Source organism: Streptomyces sp. NBC_00209 (assembly GCF_045206345.1).
Classification (GTDB): domain Bacteria; phylum Actinomycetota; class Actinomycetes; order Streptomycetales; family Streptomycetaceae; genus Streptomyces.
This window is the reverse complement of sequence record NZ_CP108121.1, coordinates 4,579,334-4,601,936: the sequence shown is the minus strand read 5'-3', so window position 1 is coordinate 4,601,936 and position 22,603 is coordinate 4,579,334. Positions and strand designations below refer to the sequence as shown.

18 protein-coding genes are annotated in these 22,603 nt (G+C 73.4%); 15 read left to right on the top strand and 3 right to left on the bottom strand.

Annotated elements, in window-relative coordinates; translation table 11 throughout:
* The first annotated feature begins 2 nt into the window (after positions 1 to 2).
* From OG867_RS20975 to OG867_RS20935, 9 genes are read left to right on the top strand one after another with little or no spacing between them, the layout of a single operon-like run.
* Positions 3 to 2,291 (top strand): TOMM precursor leader peptide-binding protein, encoded by a 2,289-nt coding sequence (locus tag OG867_RS20975; RefSeq protein WP_406287463.1) that lies wholly within the window; start codon positions 3 to 5, stop codon positions 2,289 to 2,291.
* The gene (locus tag OG867_RS20970) at positions 2,281 to 4,203 is read left to right on the top strand and encodes a TOMM precursor leader peptide-binding protein (RefSeq protein WP_406287461.1); all 1,923 of its coding nucleotides are present in this window, start codon (positions 2,281 to 2,283) and stop codon (positions 4,201 to 4,203) included. The genes OG867_RS20975 and OG867_RS20970 overlap by 11 nt, the downstream gene beginning before the upstream one ends.
* Before the next feature lie 53 nt (positions 4,204 to 4,256).
* Positions 4,257 to 5,870 (top strand): nitroreductase family protein, encoded by a 1,614-nt coding sequence (locus OG867_RS20965; RefSeq protein WP_406287459.1) that lies wholly within the window; start codon positions 4,257 to 4,259, stop codon positions 5,868 to 5,870.
* Between the two features lie 13 nt (positions 5,871 to 5,883).
* A complete protein-coding gene (locus tag OG867_RS20960) occupies positions 5,884 to 8,670 on the top strand; it encodes a lantibiotic dehydratase (protein ID WP_406287457.1) in 2,787 nt (928 codons plus the stop codon).
* Positions 8,658 to 9,812: a lantibiotic dehydratase C-terminal domain-containing protein gene (locus OG867_RS20955; RefSeq protein WP_406287454.1), complete on the top strand. Its 1,155-nt coding sequence runs from the start codon at positions 8,658 to 8,660 to the stop codon at positions 9,810 to 9,812. The genes OG867_RS20960 and OG867_RS20955 overlap by 13 nt, the downstream gene beginning before the upstream one ends.
* Positions 9,809 to 10,927 carry a peptidase M50 gene (locus tag OG867_RS20950; protein WP_406287452.1) on the top strand — a complete coding sequence of 373 codons (1,119 nt, stop codon included), beginning with the start codon at positions 9,809 to 9,811 and terminating at the stop codon, positions 10,925 to 10,927. The genes OG867_RS20955 and OG867_RS20950 overlap by 4 nt, the downstream gene beginning before the upstream one ends.
* A gap of 53 nt (positions 10,928 to 10,980) precedes the next feature.
* Positions 10,981 to 11,976, top strand: coding sequence for an ABC transporter ATP-binding protein (locus tag OG867_RS20945; protein WP_406287450.1), 996 nt, complete (start codon positions 10,981 to 10,983; stop codon positions 11,974 to 11,976).
* Positions 11,973 to 12,728 (top strand): ABC transporter permease, encoded by a 756-nt coding sequence (locus OG867_RS20940; RefSeq protein ID WP_406287447.1) that lies wholly within the window; start codon positions 11,973 to 11,975, stop codon positions 12,726 to 12,728. Before OG867_RS20945 ends, OG867_RS20940 begins: the two co-directional genes overlap by 4 nt.
* Complete coding sequence (locus OG867_RS20935; RefSeq protein WP_406287445.1) at positions 12,725 to 14,677, top strand: TOMM precursor leader peptide-binding protein; 1,953 nt, start codon at positions 12,725 to 12,727, stop codon at positions 14,675 to 14,677. Before OG867_RS20940 ends, OG867_RS20935 begins: the two co-directional genes overlap by 4 nt.
* 81 nt (positions 14,678 to 14,758) lie before the next feature.
* Here OG867_RS20935 and OG867_RS20930 read toward each other — a convergent pair whose 3' ends face one another.
* On the bottom strand, positions 14,759 to 14,929 hold the full coding sequence (locus OG867_RS20930) for a thiazolylpeptide-type bacteriocin (RefSeq protein ID WP_018105658.1): 171 nt from the start codon (positions 14,927 to 14,929) through the stop codon (positions 14,759 to 14,761).
* Between the two features lie 175 nt (positions 14,930 to 15,104).
* Here OG867_RS20930 and OG867_RS20925 point away from each other — a divergent pair, with 175 nt between their 5' ends.
* Both OG867_RS20925 and OG867_RS20920 read left to right on the top strand, forming a co-directional pair.
* Positions 15,105 to 16,385, top strand: a complete 1,281-nt coding sequence (locus OG867_RS20925) for an amidohydrolase (RefSeq protein WP_406287443.1) — start codon at positions 15,105 to 15,107, stop codon at positions 16,383 to 16,385.
* A gap of 218 nt (positions 16,386 to 16,603) precedes the next feature.
* Complete coding sequence (locus OG867_RS20920) at positions 16,604 to 16,954, top strand: hypothetical protein (protein WP_406287440.1); 351 nt, start codon at positions 16,604 to 16,606, stop codon at positions 16,952 to 16,954.
* Positions 16,955 to 17,008: 54 nt separating this feature from the next.
* Here the strand turns inward: OG867_RS20920 and OG867_RS20915 are convergent, their stop codons facing one another.
* Complete coding sequence (locus OG867_RS20915; RefSeq protein WP_406287438.1) at positions 17,009 to 17,929, bottom strand: phosphotransferase; 921 nt, start codon at positions 17,927 to 17,929, stop codon at positions 17,009 to 17,011.
* Between the two features lie 291 nt (positions 17,930 to 18,220).
* A complete protein-coding gene (locus tag OG867_RS20910; protein WP_328904335.1) occupies positions 18,221 to 19,591 on the bottom strand; it encodes a hypothetical protein in 1,371 nt (456 codons plus the stop codon).
* Positions 19,592 to 19,688: 97 nt separating this feature from the next.
* On the opposite strand from OG867_RS20910, the gene OG867_RS20905 reads away from it, so the two are divergent.
* The 4 genes from OG867_RS20905 to OG867_RS20890 are packed head-to-tail and all read left to right on the top strand — an operon-like array spanning position 19,689 to position 22,463.
* Positions 19,689 to 20,192, top strand: coding sequence for a DUF6415 family natural product biosynthesis protein (locus tag OG867_RS20905; RefSeq protein ID WP_328900338.1), 504 nt, complete (start codon positions 19,689 to 19,691; stop codon positions 20,190 to 20,192).
* On the top strand, positions 20,189 to 20,410 hold the full coding sequence (locus tag OG867_RS20900) for a hypothetical protein (RefSeq protein ID WP_328900339.1): 222 nt from the start codon (positions 20,189 to 20,191) through the stop codon (positions 20,408 to 20,410). The genes OG867_RS20905 and OG867_RS20900 overlap by 4 nt, the downstream gene beginning before the upstream one ends.
* Positions 20,410 to 21,384: an ATP-grasp ribosomal peptide maturase gene (gene tgmB, locus OG867_RS20895; RefSeq protein ID WP_406287435.1), complete on the top strand. Its 975-nt coding sequence runs from the start codon at positions 20,410 to 20,412 to the stop codon at positions 21,382 to 21,384. The genes OG867_RS20900 and tgmB overlap by 1 nt, the downstream gene beginning before the upstream one ends.
* Positions 21,381 to 22,463, top strand: a complete 1,083-nt coding sequence (locus OG867_RS20890) for a methyltransferase domain-containing protein (RefSeq protein WP_406287432.1) — start codon at positions 21,381 to 21,383, stop codon at positions 22,461 to 22,463. The genes tgmB and OG867_RS20890 overlap by 4 nt, the downstream gene beginning before the upstream one ends.
* Positions 22,464 to 22,603: the final 140 nt, after the last annotated feature.

Genomic DNA, 22,603 nt, shown 5'->3' with positions numbered 1-22,603 from the left:
GCATGGCAGCAACGCCCTACACAGAGACCGCCGGGACCCGGCCGCGAGTCCGCCGTGACGTCCTGTTCACCGAGACGCCCGACGGCGTGATCTTTCACAACGCCGACGGAGGGTTCCGGCTCACCGCCGGATCCGGCTACCGGTTCGCCACCCTTCTGGTGCCCCACCTGGACGGCAGCAGATCCGTCGAGGAGATCTGCCAGGGTTTCGGCGACCGGCAGAAGGCCATGGTCGGCGAACTCGTGAAGGCCCTCTACGCGCGGGGCTTCGCCCGGCCCGTACCGGCACCGGACGAGTCGGCGGCCCCGCGGACGGCCCCGGCGCCCGCCGAACGCTTCGCCCAGCAGATCGCCTACATCGACCACTACGCGGACGAAGCCGACGCCCGGTTCGCCCGCTACCGCTCCACCCGGGTCGCCGTGCTCGGCGACGGTCCCGTGGCCCGCTGGTGCGTGCTGTCGCTCATCCGCAACGGCTGCGCCGCCATCGGCGTCGACGCCACCCTCCTCGACGGCTCCGGGGGCACCACCGCCGAGGAGTTCGCGGCGGTCCACCGGGAGGCGGCCCGGCTGACGGAGGAGGACTGCCCCGTCGAGCTGTCCGTACTCCCGGAGGGGCCCGGTCCCGGCTGGGCGGCCTACGACGGGTACGACGTCGTCGTCGCCGCGGCCGGTCCCCAGGCGCCGGGCACCGTACTGGCGCTGCTCCGGGAAGGGGTGCCCGAGGGGCGGACGCTGCTCCCGGCCTGGACGTTCCGGGGACGGGCCGTCGTCGGGCCGGTCATGACCCCGGGGGCGGCGGCCTGCTGGGCCTGCGCGGCCCTGCGGCTGGGCGCGGCCGGTGATGCGGCCGACACGGCGGCCGCCGGTCTCTGGAGCGGGCTCGCCCTCGGCACCGGCACCCCCGGGGCCCAGCCCGTGGGGCCGCTCGCGGCGATGCTCGGCAACCTGCTGGGCTACGAGGTGTTCCGCCTGGTCACCGGCGCGCTGCGGGCAGAGACCCGCGACCGGCTCCTGCTCCAGGACATGGCCTCCTTCGACGTGGCGTCGGAGCCTCTGCTGCCGCATCCGGCGTGCCCGTTCTGCGCGCCGCCCGCCGCCCTGCCCGAGCCGGTCGACCTGGCCTCCGCACCGACCCGCCCGGCGTTCCTCCCGACGGCGGCCACCGCCGCCGACGACGAGGCCGCCCAGGGCCCGCTCGCCGCACTCGAACGCCGCTCCGCGCTCGTCCACCCGCACGCCGGGGTGTTCACCGCCTACGCCGACGAGAAGCTGACCCAGACCCCGTTGAAGGTGGGCTCGGTCGTCCTGGGGGGCCTCGGCGCCCGGGGCCGCCGGACGGTCACCGCCTTCGACGTCCACCACACCGCCGGGGCCCGGCTGCGGGCGCTGAACGCCGCCGCCACGGTCTACGCCGAACACGTGGTGCCCGCCCCGGCGCCCGACGACGCCACGGCGGAACTGCCCGCCGTGGCCCCGGACAGCCTCACCGTCGCGTCCGGCACCGGCGGCACCGGGACGGCCACCCGGTGGACGGCGGCCGTCTCGCTGCTCACCAAGGAGGTGGTCCGGGTGCCCGCCGGGGCGGTGCGCCCCTTCGGCGCGGACAACGCGGACCGCCGCTTCGAACCCACCCGGGCCGGTGCCGGAGCCGGTGCGGACCTGCCTGAGGCCGCCGGGGCCGGGCTGCTGTCGGCGCTCGCCCACGACGCTCTGCGCCGGGCCGTCCGGGGGGCCGGCGCGGTCTCCGTCATCACGCCCCAGGTGCTCGGCGAGGACCCCGAACCGGTGTTCCTGCTGCGGTCGGCGGCCCATCTCGGCCTCACCGTCGAGCTGCTGGACCTCGGCGAGCGGGCGTTCTCCGGGGCGTCCGTCGTCCTCGCCCGGACGACCGGCACCCCCCGCCCCGCCCTCTGGGCCGTCGGCGCGGCCCCGGACCTCGCGACGGCGGCCGTGGACGCCCTGCGGGACCTGCTCGGCGCGGCCCAGACAGCCGAAGCCCAGACAGCCGAAGGACGGGCCCAGACGGCCGGAGGACCCGGCGCCCCGGACACCGGCGACCCGCTGATGCGCGACCTGGACGCGGCGCTCGTCCCGGTCACCTCCGAACAGCCCGCCGCCCCGGACGCCCCGGCCGGGGAGGACGACACCGGATGGACCCGCGTCCTCGAACGCCTCGCCGCCGCCGGGCGGGACGCCCTGGTCGTGCCCACGCACGCCGCCGACCTGCCCACCGCGGGCATCCACACCGTGCGTGTCCTGCTCACCCGGGCGGCCGCCGATGCCGGCTGACACCGCCGTACGCCCCCTGCCCACCGAACTCCCCGGAGCCGTCGGCCGGTTCGCCGCGGCGCTGCGGGACGCGCTCGGCGAGGGCGGTGCCGGCGCCGTACCGGCCGTGTCGGTCGCGCCGCTCGGTGTCCGGGACGCGTACGCGCGGACCGGCGCCCCGGACGAGGACACCCCGGCCGACGGCCCCGCCGTGCCCGTCCACCTCTACGGCCGGCAGGTGCTGATCGGCCCGTGGCCCGCCCGGGACGGGCGCGCCGGCTGCGGCATCTGCCTCGCCCGCCGCTGGCAGGGCGTGCGCTCGGTGGCCCTGCGCGAGGGCCTCGAACTGGGCAACGGCACCCGTGCGGTCGGCGACTGGCCGTACGGGCTGCCCTTCGCGGTCACCGCCGTCGCCGCCCTGATGGCGGGGCTCGCCGGTGCGGAGCCCGCGCCGGGCCCGTACCCCCGGGTCCATCTGCTGGACCTGGACGCCATGACCGTACGCAGTCACCCCCTGGTCCCCGATCCGGAGTGCCCCGGCTGCTCCGCGCCCCGCGCCGACACCGCCGAGGCGGCGGCGCTCACCCTGCGGCCCGCTCCCCCGTACCGGCCGGGTGTCTTCCGGGTGCGGCGGGTGGAGGACCACCGGCTGCCGGAGGACGCCTTCGTCAACCCGCACTGGGGCGCGCTCGGTTCCTCGGTGACCTGCGATGTCGCCTCGACCACCACCTCCGCCACCGTCGGCTGCTTCTCGACCCGGTCCGGGGACTACCTCCGGGAGACGTTCTGGGGCGGCCACGCGGACACGTACGCGCACAGCCGGAGCATCGGGATCCTGGAGGCGCTGGAGCGGTACGCCGGGATGCGGGCCCGCGCCAGGACCACCCGGCTCACCGCCTCCCTGGACGAGCTGGGCCCCAATGCCGTCGATCCGCGCGAAACCGGCCTGTACGACGAGGAGTTCTACGCCCGGAACCCCTGGGTGCGCCCCTTCGCGCCGGACCGGAGGATCCCCTGGGTGTGGGGCTGGTCGCTGCGCGACGACCGCCCCCGGCCGGTACCCGAGGTCCTCGCCTACTACCACGCCCCGGGCCTGGAGGGCAGGTTCGTGCAGGAGAGCTCCAACGGCTGCGCTTCCGGGGGCAGTACGGAGGAGGCCGTCTACTTCGGGCTGATGGAGGTCATCGAACGGGACGCCTTCCTGCTCGCCTGGCACGGGCAGGTGCCCCTGCGCGAGATCGACCCGGCGACCAGCACCCGGCCCGCCACCCGGCAGATGGTCGACCGGCTGGCCCTGTACGGCTACCGGGCCCGCTTCTTCGACACCCGGATCGGCTTCCCCGTCCCCGTGGTCACCGGCTGCGCCGAACGCTTCGACGGCTCCACCGGCCGGATGTGCTTCGGCGCGGGCGCCGGGCTCGACCCGGAATCCGCCCTGGACTCCGCGCTCCGCGAGATCGCCACCGACGCGGTCAACCTCGTCGGCCGGACCCTGCGCGACGAGGAACGGCTGCGGGCCATGACCGCCGACTTCGACCGGTTCACCACCCTGCACGACCACCCGCTGTCGTACGGGATCCCCGAGATGGGCCGGCACGCCGACTTCCTGCTGCGGCAGCCCGAACCCCGTCCCCCGCTCGCCGTCGCCGACCTGGTCTGGCCGGACACCGGGGGCGGCCCGGCCGCCCCCGACCTCCGCGCGGACGTGCTGCGCGCGGTCGGCGCCGTCACCGCCGCCGGCTACGACGTGGTCGTCGTCGACCAGACCCTGCCCGAGCAGCGCGCACTCGGACTGCACACCGTGAAGGTCCTGGTGCCGGGGCTGCTTCCCATCGACTTCGGCTGGTCCCGCCAGCGCGCCCGGCACATGCCCCGGATGCGCACCGTGCTCGGTCCGGCCGGCCTCAACCCGGCTCCCCACCCGTTCCCATGACGGTACGTCAGCCTCAGCCGCCCATCCGAACCCATGCGAGAGGGGGCCGCCCCATGGGGTACGCCCACGAGTACGCCGACGCCGTCCTGCACCGCGGTCGCGTCCCGATGGAGCCCACCGACTTCGTCCCGGACTGGCCCGACGGCCCGCGCCGGGGGAAGTTCTACCCGGGCGTGGAACCGTACGCCCTCCCGGACGGCGACGAACTCCCGGACGCCCCTGCCGCACGCGGTCTGCTGCCCGCCCGGGACGGCGGCGCGGCGGCGGGCGACCCGGCCGGCTTCACCCTTCCGCTGCTGTCGGCGATGCTCAAGGACTCGTACGGGCTGACCGGCCGCCGCCTCGGCGTCCAGGCCAACAGCGACCTGTCCGGGCTGCCGCTGCACACCCACGCCAACTGGTCCCGGGGCACCGCGGGCGGCGGCGGTCTCTACCCGGTCAGCATCTACTGGGCGTCCGGCCCCTCCGGGCCGCTGACCCCCGGCATCCACTACTACGACGTCCAGCGGCACGCCGTGCAGCGGGTGCTGACCGGCGACGTGTCCGCCCGCGTCCGCGAGGCACTGGGGCCCGGCGCGCCCGAGGAGGCCCGGGAGACGGACCAGTACCTGATCCTCGGGGTGAAGTACTGGCAGAACGCGTTCAAGTACAACAGCTTCTCGTACCACGTCGTCTCCACCGACCTGGGCACCCTCGTGCAGACCTGGCGGATCTGGGCGGGGGCCCGGGGCCTGGCCACCTCGCCCGTCCTGTGGTTCGACGAGCCCCGGCTGAACGGTCTGCTCGGCACCGAGGGAGAGGAGGAGGGCGTCTTCGCCGTCGTCCCGCTGCGCTGGGACGCCCCCGCCCCGGCCCCGGCGGCGGTCCCCCGCGGCCCCGACCCGGCCGTGCGGCACCGGGACGCCGAACGGTCCCGCGCCGTAAGGAAGTTCCCCACCCTTCTCGCCATGCACGCCGCGACCACCCAGAACGCGACGGACCGCCCCGCCCCCGGCGCGCTGGCCGCCGCGGCGGCGCTGCCCACCCCGCCGGGCGGCACCCGGACCGCCCTCCCCGCCCCGGCCTTCCCCGCCGTGTCCGTGCGGCGCGCCCTGCGCACCCGGCGCAGCAGCTTCGGCCGCTTCGACGCGGCGCGCCCCGTCACACCCGCCCAGCTCTCCGCCGTCCTCGCGGCCTGCGCCGGGACGTCGCTGCCCAGCGACGCGGACCCGGACGGCACGGTGCGCCAGACCCGGATGTACGCCTTCGTCAACCACGTCGAGTCCGTCGAGCCGGGCGCGTACGCGTACGACCCCGAGGCCGGGGAGCTGCGGCTGGTCGACGCGGGGCCGCCGGGGGCGTTCCTCCAGAACACCTACTTCCTCGCCAACTACAACCTGGAGCAGGCGGGGGCCGTCCTCGTGCCGGCCGTCCGCACCACCGCCGTGCTGGACGCGGTGGGGGACCGCGGCTACCGCCTGGCGGCGGGCACCGCGGGCGCCGTCGCCCAGACGTTCTACGTGGCCGCCGCCGCGCTCGGGCTCGGCGCGGGCGTCGCCCTGGGCTTCGACAACATCGCGTACGTCGAGAAGCTCGGCCTGGGCGACGGCGACGAGGCACCCCTGCTGATCATGCCGCTCGGCAACGAGCGGCCCCGGCCCGCCGACTTCCGGCACGAGATCGCCTGACGGGAACCCTGCGATGACACTCCTGACGTCCGACACCACCCCCCGTCCGCCCGACGTGTGGGAGCCCGGGCACCGCTTCCTGCTCCGTGCGGCCGGCCTGCCCCTGGAGACCGTCCGGGGCCTGCGCTGCCCCGGTACCGGTGACTGGGCGAACGAGGTCCTGGTACTGGAGGAACGGCTGACCGCCGACGGCGCCGCGCTCAGCGAGCTGCTGCACGGGCTGCTCGGCGCCGCCGACGCGGCCGGCAGCGACGCCCGCCGCCTGCTGCTCAGCGTGCGCCGCGCCGTCTTCAACAACCGCCTGCCCGCCGATCCCCGCGCCGCCGAGCGCCTGGTGGCCGGGCTGGCCGAACCGGCGGGCGCACGGCTCGCCGACTGGCTGACCCTCCGCACCCGGTACGCCGATCTCCTGGGCCGGGGGCCGGAGTTGCTGGCCCGCGAGATGCGGGACGCGCGCCGGGCGCTGCGCGAGGCGCTGGCCGGGGACCGGTTCCGGCTGGGTCTGCTGCTGGCCTCGCCCACGCTGGACAGCAGGCTCGGCGGATACCTGGAGGACACGAGCGCCGAGCCGGGCAAGCGGATGCGGAAGATCGAGCGTTCGGCGCTCACCTACCTCTACCGCACCGCGTGCAAGACGAGTCCCTTCAGCACGCTGACGGCCGTGGCCACGGGCACCTTCGACCCGGGCGCCCCGGATTCCGCTCCGGACTCCGCCCCGCCCGCCCTGCGCGTCGGCGAGGAGTGGACCAGCCATGTCCGGCTCAACGTCGTCGTCCTCGGCCGGCTGGCCGACCTGGTCCTCGCCGACCCCGTGCGCCGCCAGGACCTCCCCGTCGTCCTCGCCCCGGGCTGGGGACGCGACGAGGACCGCATCCGCTACGTCCGCCAGTGGGTGACCACCGGTGACGACAGCGCGGCCGTCACCTTCGACGCCATACGCGACCGGCTGTTCTACCTCCGCGGCAGCGGCACCCTGGACCGGCTGCTCACCTTCTTCTCCGCCCACGAGGGGCCCCGCCACCGGGACCTCGTGGACATGCTGCGCTCCGAGCGCGGCGCCGGTCCTGACGAGGCCGAACGCTACGCGGCGGCCCTGCTCCAGCTCGGCATGGTGCAGGTGCCGGGCCTGCGCACCGATGTGCACAGCCCCGACCCGCTGCGCTCCTTCCAGCAGGCCCTGCGCGGTCTCGGGGCCCCCTGGGCGGACGCGGTCGCGGCCTCGCTCGACGGACCGGCCGCCTGCCTGGCCGCGTACCCGGCCGCCCCGCTCACCGAACGCCGCACCCTGCTCCGCACCCTGCGCGCGCAACTCCGCGACGTACAGCGGGAGCTGGGCGCCGAGGACGCCGCGCTGCCGCGGACGCTGGTGTACGAGGACGTCAGCGCGGGCGAGGACCTGCGCGGCGGGCCCGGGCCGCTGGCCGGCGCCACGGGCCGGGCCCTGCGGCGGGTCGAGGGCATCCTCCCGATGTACGACATCACCCTGCCCCAGCGCATCACCCTGCGCGGCTTCTTCCTGGCCCGGCACGGAAGCGGCGGGCGCTGCGACGATCTGCTCGGTCTGGTGCACGACTTCCACGAGGACCTCTTCGACCAGTACATCTCGTTCACCTCCAAGCACTCCGCCTTCGACGCCGAAGGGGAGTACGTCCCGGAGGAGAACTGGCTCGGCCAGAGCGCCCTGCGCACCCTGGACTCGGCCCGCCGGCGCTTCGTGGACGGCATGCGCGAGCAGTGGGAGAAGCACGGCACGGCGGACGAGATCCGGCTCCCCGCCTCCCTCCTCACCGATGTGGCCGGGGAACTCGCCCCGATCACGCAGGACTTCACCCCGCAGAGCCATCACATCCAGGTCGCCGGGCCCGGCCCGGACGGGCGGCCGCTGGTGGTCCTCAACCGCTCGTACGGCGGACTCGCCTTCCCCTTCAGCAGGTTCACGCACGTCTACGACCCCGACGGCGCGACCGCCCCGGAGGTGCGCCCCGGCCTCTCGGAGCGGCTGCGCGCCGAACTCCTCACCCGCGCCCCCGAAGGCGCCGTCCTCGCCGAGCTGACCGGGGGGCCGATCACCACCAACCTCAACCTGCACGGGCGGCTGACGAACCACCAGATCGTGTGCCCCGGCGAGACCTCCACCGTGCCCGAGGACGCCCGGATCCACCTGGAGGACCTGTACCTCCAGCACGACGAGGCCACCGACCGGCTCGTCCTGCGGTCCCGGCGGCTGGGGTGCGAGGTCGTCCCCGTCTACCTCGGCTACCTCGTCCCCGTCGCCCTGCCGGAGATCCCCCGCACCCTGCTCCTGCTCGCCCCGAGCACCATGACCCCCACCGACGTCTGGGGCGGCGTCCCCGAGGCCCCCGCCCGCGACGGGGTCACCCGCAGACCGCGCGTGGTCCACGACGGGGTCGTCGTCAGCCGCCGCGGCTGGACGGCCGACGCCCGGGCGCTGCCCGCCCGGACACCCGGCGCCGACGACGCGGGGTGGTTCCTCGGCTGGCGGCGCTGGCGGCGCGCCCACGGGCTGCCCGCCCAGGTCTTCGCGACGGTCCTGCGCGAGGGGCGCCGCGCCCTGGGCGCCAAACCCCTGTACGTGGACTTCGACAGCCCGTTGTCCCTGACCGCGTTCGACGCCCTGCTGGAGCGCGGGCCGGGCGACGCCGTGGTCCTGCGGGAGATGCTCCCGGCCGAGGACGCCCCGCACGTGCTCTCCGAACAGGGCCACCACGTCGCCGAACTGGCCGTGGAGACCTTCACCTCCCGACCGCGTACCGAGGACGGCCCCACATGCCGGAACTGATCTCGCCCAGCCCCGCCCGCCCCGCCGGCACGGAGCGGGGGGACTGGATCGCCCTGCACGTCTTCTACGCGGCCAGCCCCCGGCCGATGCTGGTCGACTGCGTCCGCCCGCTGGTCGCCGAGCTGACCGCCGAAGGGCTGCTGGCCGGCCACTTCTTCATCACGTACTGGCTGGAGGGACCGCACGTCCGGCTCCGGCTGCGCCCCGCGAGCCCCGCCGCCGCGCCCGAGGTGCGGCGCCGCGCCGAAGCGGCCCTCACCGGCTTCCTCCGTACCCGGCCCGCCCTCTACGAGGTCGACTCCGGGTTCCTCAAGGACTTCTACAACGAGCTGTTCGACATCGAGTTCCCCGGCGAGGACCGCGCCCGGTACATGGGCGAGGACGGCCGGATGAACCTGCGGCCGAACAACTCCTTCAGCCTGGAGCCGTACGCCCCCGAGTACGCCAAGTACGGCGGCCCGGCCGGGGTCGAGCTGGCCGAGTGGCACTTCCGGCACTCCAGCGACCTGGTCATCGACGCGTTCCGCACCATGAACCTCCACCTGCGGACCGTGCTGCTGGGCACCTCCGCCCAGCTGATGATGGTGATGGCGAGCTGCTTCCTGCCGGAGGAGGACCGGCTCGCCGACTACCTGGACGGCTACTACGCGTTCTGGCACCGCGCCTTCCCCGGCACCGGCTTCATCGGATCGGAGGAGTACGAGCGCAACTACGCGCAGATGGCGCCCGCCCTGGGCAGCCGCTTCGCCGCGATCCGCGCCGCCGTCGCCGCCGGGGAACTCGGCCGGCTGCCGTCCTTCCTGCGCGGCTGGGCGGCCCACTGCCTGGAGCTGCGGGACCGGGCCACCGACCTCGCCACCCGGGGCGAACTCCTCTTCCCGGTCTGGGACGGACCTGCCCGCGAGGACTCGGGCCAGGAGCGCACCGAGCCGGCCGACGCGGCCCCCCTGGAACCGCTCACCCATGTCCCGGCCGTCCTGCCCCGGCTGCTCTCCCCGTACATGCACATGACCAACAACCGGCTGCACGTGACGATCCGCGACGAGGCGTACCTCTCCTTCGTCCTCGGCCAGGTCCTGCGCGAGCCGCCGGGCGACGCGGGTACGGACGACACCGGTACGGACAGGGAGGCGGGCTCATGAACCCGGCCACCGACCGCGCCCGCGCCGCCGCTCGCGCGTACCGGCCCGCGCTCGGGCCCGGCGTCCTCATCAGCCCGCCCCTGCTGCGCGGCCCCCGCACGGTGCACCTGCTCAAGCACCCCGTGAGCGGCGCCGCGTTCGAGGTCGGCCCCAAGGAGCACTTCCTCATCTCCCGCCTCGACGGGACCCGCACCCTGGACGACCTCGCGCCCGCCTACGCCGAACGCTTCGGCCGCCGGCTCGCCGAGGAGCACTGGAACAGGCTCCTCGGTCTCCTCGGCACCCGGAGCCTGCTGGCGGGCGCCCCCGACCCGCCGACCGCCGCCCCTCCCCCGGCCCGTACCGGCGGCCGGTGGCACGGCACCCGGCGCCTGGTCGCCGACGCCGACCGGACCACCGCCCGGCTCCACCGCGTCCTGCGTCCGCTGCTCCACCGGGCGGTCCAGCTCCCGCTGCTGGCCGCCGGCCTCGTCACCGTCGTGGCCCTCGTCCTGCACACCGGCGAACTCCTGGACGGCACCGGCGAGCTGATCCGGGAACCGGCCGCCCTGGCGGGTGCCGCCCTGTTCCTGTGGTTCAGCATCACCCTGCACGAACTGGCCCACGGCATCGCCGCCCAGCACTACGGCGGCACGGTCACCGAGATCGGACTGCGCTGGCGGTTCCCGGTGGCGATGCTCTACTGCACCGTCGACAACTACCTCTTCCTCCCCGCCCTGCGCGCCCGGCTCGTCATCGCCGGGGCGGGCGCCCACCTCAACATGGTGCTGCTGCTGCCCTTCGCCCTCTGGTGGTCCCTGCTGCCCCCCGGCGACCCCACCAGGGCACTGCTGGCCGGACTCCTGCTGCTCGGCGCCGTCCAGGGACTCAGCAACCTCGTCCCGCTGCCCCCGCTCGACGGCTACCGCATGCTCGGCCACCTGCTCGGCACCGCCCGCCTCGCCCCGGAGACCCGCGCCTACCTGGCCCTGCGCCGAAACGACCCGGACGCCGCCGCCGCGTACCCCCGCCGGGCCCGGCGCCTCTACACGGCGTACGCCGCCGGATTCGTCGCGCTCGTCCTCCTCGCCGCGGCGGGCACCTGCGCCGCGGCGTACCAGCTCCTGACGGGGTGACCGAGGTGCCCGCGCCGCGCGACCGCCCCCGACCGGAAGGAACCACGCACCACATGAATGAGGTACAGGCGATGCCCACCACCCCCGGCGAGGGCGCTGCCCCGGCCCCCGCCGTCCACGTCCGGCACGTCTCCAAGCGGTACGGGGAACGCCAGGCCCTCGACGACGTGTCGCTGGAGATCGGGCGCGGCGAGTTCTTCGGCCTGCTCGGACCCAACGGCGCCGGCAAGTCCACGCTGGTGGAGATCATGGAGGGGCTGCGCCGGGCCGACAGCGGCACGGTCGCCGTGTTCGGCGAGTCCCCCTGGCCCCGCAACACCGCGCTGCTGCCCCGGGTCGGCGTCCAGACCCAGTCCTCCGCGTTCTTCGTCCGGCAGCGGGCGCACGAGCACCTGCGTACCGTCGCCGCCCTCTACGGCGCCCCGCGCAGCGCCGTGGACGCCACGCTGGAGGCCGTCGGGCTCACCGAGCAGCGCGACATCCAGGTGGAAAGCCTCTCCGGCGGGCAGCGCCAGCGCCTCGCCATCGCCTCCGCCCTCGTCCACGGCCCCGAGCTGATCTTCCTGGACGAGCCCACCGCCGCCCTCGACCCGCAGGCCCGCCGCGATCTGTGGGAGGTGCTGCGCGCCCTCAAGGCACAGGGCCGCACCATCGTCTACACCACCCACCACCTGGACGAGGCGGAAGCGCTCTGCGACCGCATCGCGATCCTCGTGGACGGCAAGGTCGCGGTCACCGACACCCCGCACAACCTCGTCGGCGGGTTCAAGGCGGCCACCAGGCTGATGCTGCCGCTCGGCCGCCTCGGCGAGGACGAGGCGGCGGCCATCCCCGGCGTCGACCGGGTAACCGTCCAGGGCGGCTCCCTCGTCCTGGAGACCCGCGAGGCGGGCCAGGTCCTCAGCGCCGTCGACAAGCTGACCGGTCTCGACGGCGTCCAGACCCGTACCGCCGGCCTGGAGGACGTCTACCTCGACCTCACGGCCCGGCTCACCCGGTCCGCGCACGCCCCCCACCGGAACGCCGACACCACGGAGCACCAGCCATGAGCGCCTACGCCGCACTGGCCGCAGCGGGCTACCGCGCCCAGATCCGCGACAAGAGCACCCTCTTCTTCACCTTCGCCTTCCCGCTCCTCTTCCTCGTCGTCTTCGGCCTGATCTTCCGGGGCCAGGACGTCGAGGAGAGCGGCCTGTCCTACCTCTCGTACACCGCCGCCGGCGTCCTCTCCTGGGGCGTCGCCAACGCCGCCGTCTTCGGTATCGCGTTCACCCTGATGCAGTGGCGGAACGACGACATCCTGCGCCTGATCCGGATGTCCCCGGCCCCGCTCTCCGCCGTCATCGGCTCCCGTTACGTCCTCGCCCTGGTCGTCGGCGCCGTGCAGTCGCTGCTGTTCGTCGGTGTCGCCATGCTGCCGGTGTTCGGCCTGCGGCCCGCTTCCGGATGGCCGCTGCTGATCCCGGTGCTCCTCCTCGGTGTCACCACCTTCCTGCTGCTCGGCGTCATCATCGGCTCCTTCGCCGACACCCCGGAGTCCGTCGCGGCCGTCGCCAACTTCCTCATGCTGCCGATGGCGTTCCTCTCCGGCTCCTTCTTCCCGCTGGACTCGATGCCGTCCTGGCTCCAGCACGTCTCCGTGGTCCTGCCGCTGCGCTACCTCAACGACGCCGTGTCCCACGCGATCGCCGGACGCGGGAGCCTCTCCGACGTCTGGGTGGGCTGCGCCGGGCTCGTCGCCTTCGCCCTGGTCTTCGGCGCCGCCGCCGCCAAGACCTTCCGCTGGACGAGGTCCTCATGAGCGCCCCGGCGCGCACCGCCCCCGCCCCCATGGAGGCGGCCCGGACCGTGCTCCACACCGCCCTGGCCGCCCGCGCAGGGCGGGACGTCCCCGTCGTCCCCGTCGTCCCGGTCGGCGCCACCGACGCCCTCGGCGACCGGGGCGCCCCGGACCCCTGGGCGGCCGAACGCCCCGGCGCCCGCGTCCATCTCACGGCCTCCGCCGTCCTCATCGGCCCCTGGGGCGGCGACGGCACCGCCCCCGCCTGCGGGCGCTGCCTCGCGATGCGCTGGCAGCGCCTGCGCAGCCGCAGCGAGCGGGACGCCCTGGAGACCGGCGGCCCCGACGGCCCCCGCCCGACGGGGACTTGGCCGCTGCTCACCGACCACGCCCAGGACGCCGTGGCCGCGCTGTGCCGCGCGCTGCTGGACGGCCCCGGCGCCGAACCCCCCGCCACCGGCCCGGCCGACCGGCTCCTGCCCCAGGTCACCCGCCTCGACCTGGCCACCCTCCAGGTGCGGACGTACCCCCTGCTCGCCGACCCCCGCTGCCCCGACTGCGCCCCGCCGCCCGCCCCCGCCGGGCCCCGCCCGCTCACCCTCGTCGCCCGCCCCAAGCCCGACCCGGACGGCTACCGGCTGCGCCCCGCGTCCTCGTACCCCCTGCCGGAAGAGGCCCTGGCCAACCCCGTCTGCGGGGTGCTGGGCGGCGGCACCTGGTCCGACGTCACCTCGCCGACGACCGCGCCCGTCGCGGGCAGCGTCTTCGTAAGGGGTTACGCGGGGCTCAACGACGTCACCTGGAGCGGCCAGGAGAACACCTTCTCCACCAGCCGCGTCCTCGCCTTCCTGGAGGGCCTGGAGCGCTACGCCGGAACCCACCGGCGCGGCCGGACCACCCCCGTCACCGGCTCCTGGACGGAGCTGCGGGCCGACGCCGTCGACCCCGCCGTCTGCGGCCTCTACGATCCCCTCACCTACCGCGACGACCCGCTCGTCGACCCCTTCGACCCGGACCGCGCCATCCCGTGGGAGTGGGGCTGGTCGCTGCGCGACGACAAGCCCGTCCTCGTCCCGTCCCGGCTCGTCTACTACAGCGCGGGACTGGCCGCCGACAACTTCGTCTTCGAGTGCTCCAACGGCTGCGCCATCGGCGGCGGCCTGGAGGAGGCCGTCCTCGGCGGGCTCCTCGAACTCATCGAACGGGACGCCTTCCTCAACGCCTGGTACGGCAACGCCCGGCTCACCGAGATCGACCTGGCCACCGTAGGCGGACGGGCCGCACCCGCCATGGCCGAACGCGCCGCGCTCCAGGGCTACGACGTCCACGCCCTCGACAACCGCGTCGACCTGGCCGTCCCCGTCGTGACCGCGCTCGCCGTACGCCGCGACGGCGGCCCCGGCGCCCTCTCCTTCGCCGCGGCCGCCTCGCTGGACCCGCGGGCGGCGGTCGAAGGGGCCCTGTCCGAAGTCCTCACGTACATCCCGCACCTCTCCCGCCAGACCGAGGAGCGCCGCGACGAACTGGAGGCGATGGCCGACGACTTCGACCGGGTACGCCACCTCAAGGACCACGCCCAGCTCTACGGCCTGCCCAGGATGGCCGTCCACGCCGACAGCTACCTCCGCCCCCTGGCCGTACGCCCCTTCCGCGAGGTCTACCGGGACTGGGAGACCACCGGCCGCCCCCGCACCGGCGACCTGCGCGACGACCTCCGCGCTGTCATCGGTGAACTCGCCCAAGCCGGACACGACGTGATCGCCGTCGACCAGACCACCCCGGAACAGGAACGCATGGGCCTGCGCACCGTCGCCACCCTCGCCCCCGGGCTCCTGCCGATCGACTTCGGCTGGAACCGCCGCCGCGCCCCCTTCATGCCCCGCCTGCGCACCGCGCTCCGCCGGGGCGGCCACCGCACCACGGACCTGGCCGAGGCCGGGATGCGCATGGTCCCGCACCCCTTCCCGTAACCGCGTGCACCGGCCGGAGACGGCGAAACGCCCGGTACCCGTCCGGAAGGGAGACGGATACCGGGCGCGCGCACCGCCCGGTCAGGCGGTGCAGGAGGTGGTGCTGGTGGTGGAGCTGCAGGTCGAGGTCGAGCTGCAGCTGGTCGAGCCGGCGAGCACGACCTCGCTGGCGTCCGAGTAGTCGGAGATCTCGAAGGTCTCGGCCTCCAGCTCAAGGATCTCGTCGGCGAGGGTGCTGAGGTTCTTCTCCATGGCGTCTCCTCCGGTCCGGGGCCACCGTGTCCGGGGGCCACCACCTGGCGTACGCCCCGGTGGGGGGGTACACCGTCCATTCCACCGCCCCCCGCTCACCGCTCGGCATGTCTCCCGCACACACATCGCTGGCACGTGACGCCAGCGCCCCCGACGCGCACGCCAGGAGCCTCCGTTGACCCACCTGACCACACCTCAGGAAGCGCCCCATCCCGCCCTTTCCCCGGCCCTCACCCAGGAGACGATCCGCCCCGCCCTCACCCTCTACCTGGACGTCCACCGCCACCCGGAGACGTCCGGCGAGGAGGCCCGCACCGCCGCCCTGTTCGCGGACCGGCTCAGCGCCGCCGGCCTCGACGTCACCCGGGGCGTCGGCGGCCACGGAGTCGTCGGCGTCCTCCGCAACGGCGAGGGCCCCCGCGTCTACCTGCGCGCCGAACTCGACGCCCTGCCGCTCCAGGAGCTCACCGGCCTCCCGTACGCGAGCACCGGCCCCGCCATGCACGCCTGCGGCCACGACCTCCACCTGGCGGCGGCCACCGGCGCGGCGGACCTGCTGGCCCGCACCACCGACCACTGGCGCGGCACCCTCGTGGTGGTGGGCCAGCCCGCCGAGGAGACCCTGACCGGTGCCCGCGCCATGCTGGCGGACGGCCTGTACGAGCGGTTCGGCAGACCCGGCACCGTCCTGGCCCAGCACGCCGCGCCGTTCCCCGCCGGCCTGATCGCGCACGGCGGCTCCCACGCCCCGGTCGCCGCCGCGAGCGCCGCCCTCACCGTCGTCGTCCACGGCCGGGGCGGCCACGCGGCGACCCCGCACCTCACCGTGGACCCCGTGGTCACGGCCGCGGCGGTGATCGGCCGCCTCCAGACGGTCGTCGCCCGCGAGGCGGCCCCTGCCGAGCAACTCGCCCTCACCGTGGGCACGGTGCACGCCGGAACGGCCGTCAACGTCGTCCCGGACACCGCCGAACTGGGCATCGGCCTGCGCGCCCTCACCGACGAGACCCTGGACCGGGCCCTGACGGCGGTGGACCGCATCGTCCGGGCCGAGTGCGCCGCATCGGCCTGCCCCCGCGACCCGGACCTCACCGTGCTCTCCCGCTCCCCGGCCCTGTACGGCGACCCGGCCGCGACCGACGCGGTCCGCGCCGCCCACACCGCCCTGTACGGCCCGGCACGCGTCACGGGCTGGCCCCCGTCCCTGGCCGCCGAGGACTTCGCCCTCTACGGGGACGCGGGCCGCGAACTCCACGGCGAGACCGGAATCCCGCTGGTCTACTGGATGCTGGGGACCACGAGCCCCCGCCAGTGGGCGGCCACCGACGGCGCGGACATCCCCCCGAACCACTCCCCCCGCTTCGCCCCCGCGATCCGCACGGCGCTCCCGGCAGCGATCACGGCGCTCACGGCGGCAGCGCTGGACCGGCTGGCCGGGCGCCAGGACACGGTCTAGCGGTTCATGGACACGACGACGTACATGCAGCCGACGACCACGGCCAGGCACGCCCCAGCAACCACGACGGCGGCGCAACCGAGCGCCGCCACCGTGCCACTGATGGCCGTCCACCCAACCCGAGTCGCACGCCGCGCCCGCCGAAGGGCGTCGTCGTACCCACGGTCGTCGTCCCACGCACCTTCAGCCATACTCCCCGCCCTCCGTAGTCTGACCATATGCCTTCCGCACTGGTCGTCGGTTACGACCCCCAAGCCATCCCCGGTGTCGACGGAGACGCCCTGCGCGCGGCGCTCGAAGCGGAGCTCGCGCGCTTCGCCGACCACGGCATCGACGCGGCCATGACGCTGGTCGAGTTCAACGCCGCGGCCGAACCCACCCTCGTCACAGCCCTGACCGAGCGCCCCTGGGACGTCGTGGTCATCGGCGGCGGAATCCGCAAGGCCGCCCCCCTGCTCCCCCTCTTCGAACACATCGTCAACCTCATCCTCCGCCATGCGCCCCAGGCGGCGATCGCGTTCAACACCACGGGCGGGGACAGCGTGGAGGCGGCACAACGGTGGCTGTAGAGCCCCCACTCACGTACGTCTTACGGGCTCCGCAACGCAAGCCGGTCGCCTCACTCATCCCAGCGACGCGACCAACCGCTCCAGTGACCTCCGAGCGGGCGGCCCCCACGTCGACTTCCCGTTGGGGAGCCCCCGGTCACCGTCGTCCGCGATGAGCAACCCACTCAGCGCACGCAGGACCGCGCAGCCACGGGCTCGGCGCAGAGTTGCCACGTCCGGGGCGGGCCGATAGGCGGCGTGGAACCGTTCGGCTGCGTTCTCCGGGAGCAGGATCCAGGCGGCGGCAAGGTCACAGGCCGGGTCGCCCGCGAAGAGGTCCCCGAAGTCGATGACCCCGCAGAACGTGCCGTCGGCGGTCAGCACGTTGGCGGGATGCAGATCCCCGTGAAGCCACAACGCGGGTCCGTCCCAGTCCGGGGCGGCCACGGCATCGACCCAGACGCGGCGAACTCCGTCCGGATCGGCGACCAACCCCCGCTCGACAGCATCAAGAAGCGACCGCTCGAAGTACTGCCCATAGGGCCCCAGGGGCCCACCCCTCCCCCTCCCGACGGGCGCCCCGTCCGGAGCCACCTGGTGCAGAGCACTGAGAAACCGGGCCAACGCATCGGCCGCATCCTCGGCCCGCATAGCCGGAACCCGATCAGCGGGCTCCCCGGACACCCACGTGGTGACCAACCAGGGCCGAGGAAACAGCTCGGACGGCACACCAAGCCGCTGCGGCACAGGCACGGGCAACGGCAGCCCGGGAGCCAGCCCGGGCACCCAGGCGTGCTCTTTGAGCAACAACTCATCCGCGGACTCGGTCGCCCACGGCAACCGCACAGCCAGCCCCTCCCCCAACCGCCACAACTGGTTGTCCCACCCGCGAGCGGCGAGGCTGAGCGGGAGATCGGCCAGGTCGGGGTGCTGGTCACGGAGAAGCGCGCGGATGAGGCCGGCGGTTAAGTCGGCACGGGCGTGAGGGTCGGTCATGCGGGGGAGCGTAGTCGGGCGGGGGCTCGGGCGGGCGCCGCGTGGTTGATGGTGTCCCCGCGGGTGCGGGGAGCAGCACAAGCCGCAGCCCCGGCCGCAGAAGGGCAAGGGATCATCCCCGCTCGTACGGGGAGCAGACTGCCTGACCTGCGACGCTATCCCGCAATGGCAGCGTTTCCGACCACTTTCACACATTCCGACATATCGACCTCCCGAGACCAAGGCAGACATCTACCTCGGTAGCCCCCTCAACACCGAGCGGGACTCAAGTTCGTCCACTCCGCCACCGGTTCACGCCTTCAACGCGGCCACCACCCGCACCTGGTCACCCATCGCCCGCACCGCCCGCGACTTGCCATGCAGAGCCAAGCTCCTCCGCATCGTCTCGAAGTGCTCATCCCCACGGGCCGTCGACAGCACGGCATAGTCGTCGAGGAAGGTCCGCCAGGAGGCGCACGCTTCCTCGATGTGCCCAAACTCGAACTGCCGCTGGGCGAGCACCGCGTTGGCGTGCAGATGCCCCTGCCTCTCCTGACGTGGCGTGGCCTTGATCGATTGCTTCATGGCCTCAATGGACTGCGCCAGCTCCCGGTTCTCGTAGTGCACATGTGCGACATGGAACAGGTACGCCGCCCGGCCGTAACCGCCAACCGATTCGCGGCGCGAGTCCGCCTTCGAGAGCGCGGCCTCGGTCTCGCGGAGCCGTGCCACCGCGGCCCGCTTGTCCCCGACCATCGCGGACGCGTGTGCCTGTTGCCCGCGCAGGAAGGCGACAAGCCTCGGCCCGGCCTGCGGCGCCGCCTCGGCGGCGGAATCGGCCAGTTCGAGGGCCTTGCGGCCGTGGCGCAAATTGGTCGCCTGAAGGCTCATACCCCGGAGCGTCCGAGAGTAGGTGACCTGGTCGCGTGACTCCCCCGCGAGCCTGAGCGCCTGAAGGTAATACTTCTGCCCGAGCCCATGGGCTCGCTCGTACATAGCCATCCAACCTGTCAGGTACGTCAAGTCGGATGCCGCGGACAGCATGTCGTTGTGCACCTCCTCGGTGGCCCCGGCCCTGAGATACGAGGCCACCGTATTGACGAGGAACGCCGCAGCCATCGGCCGCGCGTGTCCGCCGCCAAGTTCGTCAAGGATGTCGGCGATCTTGTCGGTCATCCGCCTGACAGTCTCGACCTCTCCCCTGCCGATCCGGCCCGTGGGCCTGGCGATCCGCTGCCCGTCGTCGGCGTGTGCCGCGTCGGCGAACAGAGGGACGGCGAGCACGGCCGAGTACAGACCGGCCGCGAGCACGCCACGCCGCGAGGGGTCCATGTCCGCCTTGCCGAGCTGGAGCAGGGACTCGACGGTGCCCTCCCGCGCTTGGTCCACCGCTGTCTCCGACCGCGCGAGACCGGCTTCCGCGTAGGGGACGGGCCTCCCCAGCCTCCGCTCGAACGCCTCGATGATCAGCGGCCTGACCCGTTCGTTGGGCTGCGAGCCTCTGATCCATTGCGCCACCGTCGACTGGCTGTACGTGAGCCTCATGCTGGCCTCGGTGCCGAGTCGGTTCACGGCCTGAGCGAGTTGCGTCTCGGACCATTGTGCCTGGCCAAGCAGGTTCTTCAATTCGGTGTTGCGCTGTTTCCCGGACGCTGTAGCCACGTCAACTCCCCGCGCATTCATGGGATTCATGCTTTGCCCTCGCTTCCAAGGTACCCGCACCCACACCCTCTGCGGTTACCTCTTCACACGCCGCCGTCAAACGGCCCGAGGGAGAATCGTGGTGATCACCGTGGCGCGGGAATGCGACGCCCCACCTACCGCTGCCGAAGCCGGATCCGACAGCATTCCGGTAGACGTGGAGTTCATCCGCGACGGCCTGATCCATGCGCTCGAATTGCCCCTCGCCACCACCACGCGTGAGGTGATCGACTCGACCATTCACCAGGTCCGCGGGCATCTCAATCTCCTGATGGGCGAGGAGCTGGGGTACGACTCCGACGACGCCGTCCGTGAACTCTTCAGGCGGGCGTACGCCCTGCTCGACCTCGGCCGACGCCCCAATGAGGCAAGCCCGGCGTTCGAGGCATTCGCCCATCTCCGTGACACGGCACGCGTCGCCCAACGTCTTTTGGACAATTTCGAACGCCTCCGGCACAACTCGGCACATCGTCCCGAGCCGTCCGGCCCATGGCCCCCGGAAGAACGCCCGGGATCGGATTTCACATCTCTTTCCGCGCAACCGCAGGAAAGCCGACGCACAACGACAAAGGAGAAGACATGACAACCACCACGATCCCCTTCGCCACCCGCGCCGCCGCGCCGCCCTGCCTCGTGACCACGTCCATTGCAGGCGTCACCTGGAACGAAGACCTCCAGCTCAACGTGCAAGCCGACGGTTCGGCCTGGCACACCGCCGACCACGCGGCGTCCACCACCGATACCAACCAGGACGGCAAGGGCGACGACGTGGCCGACCCCTACTTCGCCCCCGCCTCCTGATGGGTGCCGCCCGGCCGGTTCTCGTCGTCGCAGAACGGCTCGATGCTGCCGCTGACATGGTTGTGGACCAACTCAATCAGCGGGGTGTGGCAGTGATGCGGTTCGATTCGGCCGACTTCCCGCAGCACGTATCGCTCACCGCGGGCCATCGGCCGACGGCAGCGGGGTGGGAAGGCGTGCTGGCCGACGGGCACCGATCGGTGCGGCTGCAGGACGTCCGAGCCGTCTACTACAGGCGGCCCGGACGCCCTCGTATCGCCGACAGCGTGCCCGAGCCGTACGCGACCTGGGCACAGAACCAGGCAGACGCGGCCATCCTCAACCTGTTGTCCGCCCTGCCTGTCCGCTGGATCAACAACCCGCATCACGACCGTGTCGCCGCGCACAAGCCGCAGCAACTGGTCGCAGCGGCTCGCGCTGGTCTCCGTGTCCCGCGCAGCCTCATCACAAACGACCCGGATGAAGCCCGCGCCTTCGCCAGGACGGTGGGCTGCCCTCTGATCTGCAAACCGGTTCTCGGCGGACGTCTGGACGCGGGCGGCGAAAGGCAGTTGATGGTGGCCACGCACCGCGTCGACCCGACGCGATTCGACGACAGCGTGCGCCTGACCGCCCACTGCTTCCAGGAGGACATCCCCAAGAAGTACGAGGTACGCCTGGTCGCCGTGGACGGCAACATGTTCGCCGGAACCATCGTCGGCACATCGGAGAAGGCCCGTACCGACTGGCGCACGGACTACGAGAACCTTGAGTACGGCACGACTGAAGTGCCCGACTCGGTCAGGGATGCCATCCGGCGGTTCATGGCCTCGTACGGGATCGTGTTCGGCTCCTTCGACTTCGCCGTAACCCCTGATGACACATGGGTGTTCTTCGAGAACAACCCGGCCGGCACATGGTCCTGGGTCGAGAATCGCACCGGGCTCCCGATCGCCGCCGCGCACGCCGACTACTTGCAGGGGGACACGACATGACCGAGCCGAACGACCTCTCCTCGGCCATGCTGCGGGCCCGGTTCGCCGCCTCCCTCGGCGAAGGAGCCCACCCGAGCAGGTGGTTGGCCGCGTTCGCCGACGTCCCGCGGGAGCACTTCGTACCCAGCTTCTACCGGCAGGACGGGCAGGGACGCTGGTACGAGGTCTCCGAGGGGGACCCGGGCTACCTGAAGGCCGTCTACTCAGACACCGCGCTCACTACACAGCTCGACGCTGACGGCGTGCCGACGTCCTCGTCCAGCGAGCCCGGGTTGATGCTGGCCATGCTCGACGCGCTGGATGCCGAGCCGGGGCATCGGCTCTTCGAGCTCGGTCTCGGCACCGGTTACAACGCCGCTCTGGCGTCGTCGCTCCTAGGAAGCGACAACGTGGTGAGCGTGGATGTCGACCCGGACCTCGTCCGACGGGCCCGGCAGCATCTGGACAAAGGGTGCTACCGCCCCCACGTCTTCACCGGGGACGGCGCGGAGGGATGCCCGGACAGGGCGCCGTACGACCGCATCATCGCAACGGCCGCCCTGCGTCGCATCCCACATGCTCTGCTGACACAGGCCCGGCCAGGAGCAGTCATCGTCGCCCCGATCGGCTTCGGGCTCGCGCGGTTCGTCGTCGCGGCGGCCGGGGAGGCGACCGGCCGCTTCCTTCCCACACCCGCGTACTTCATGCCGCGCCGTCACCCCGCGAAGGCCCCGGACTTCGCGGCGGTGGAAACGGAGGCGGGGACGGTCACGTCGGTGCCCATGACGGACGTACTGGACCGGCTGAAGTTCCCGCTGTCCCTGGCACTTCCGGGATACCGCTCGTGCTCCTGGCGCGACGACGAGGGCGCGGTCACCGGCGTCGCCCTCTGGACGGAGGACGGCTCCACGGCCACGCTGCATGCGTCGGGGAGGGCACGGCAAGTCGGTCCGCGGCACCTGTGGGACGCGGTGGAGGAGCTGGTCACGGTGTTCCCGGAGAGCGTCGCACCGGCCCGGGAGGACTTCGGTCTTACGGTGACGTCGGCGGGGCAGCAAGTTTGGTACGGGGAGGCGGATGGGCCTTCTTGGGCGCTTTAGCGGGGCTGAGGGGCCGCACATACGGCTACGGGGCGCAGGGCCGCGCGTTGCGTGGGTGATTCCCGCGTGCGCGGGGAGCAAGCGAGCTGAATCTCGGGCGCGTCCCACAGCATGGGGCCATCCCTGCGCGTGCAGGAAGC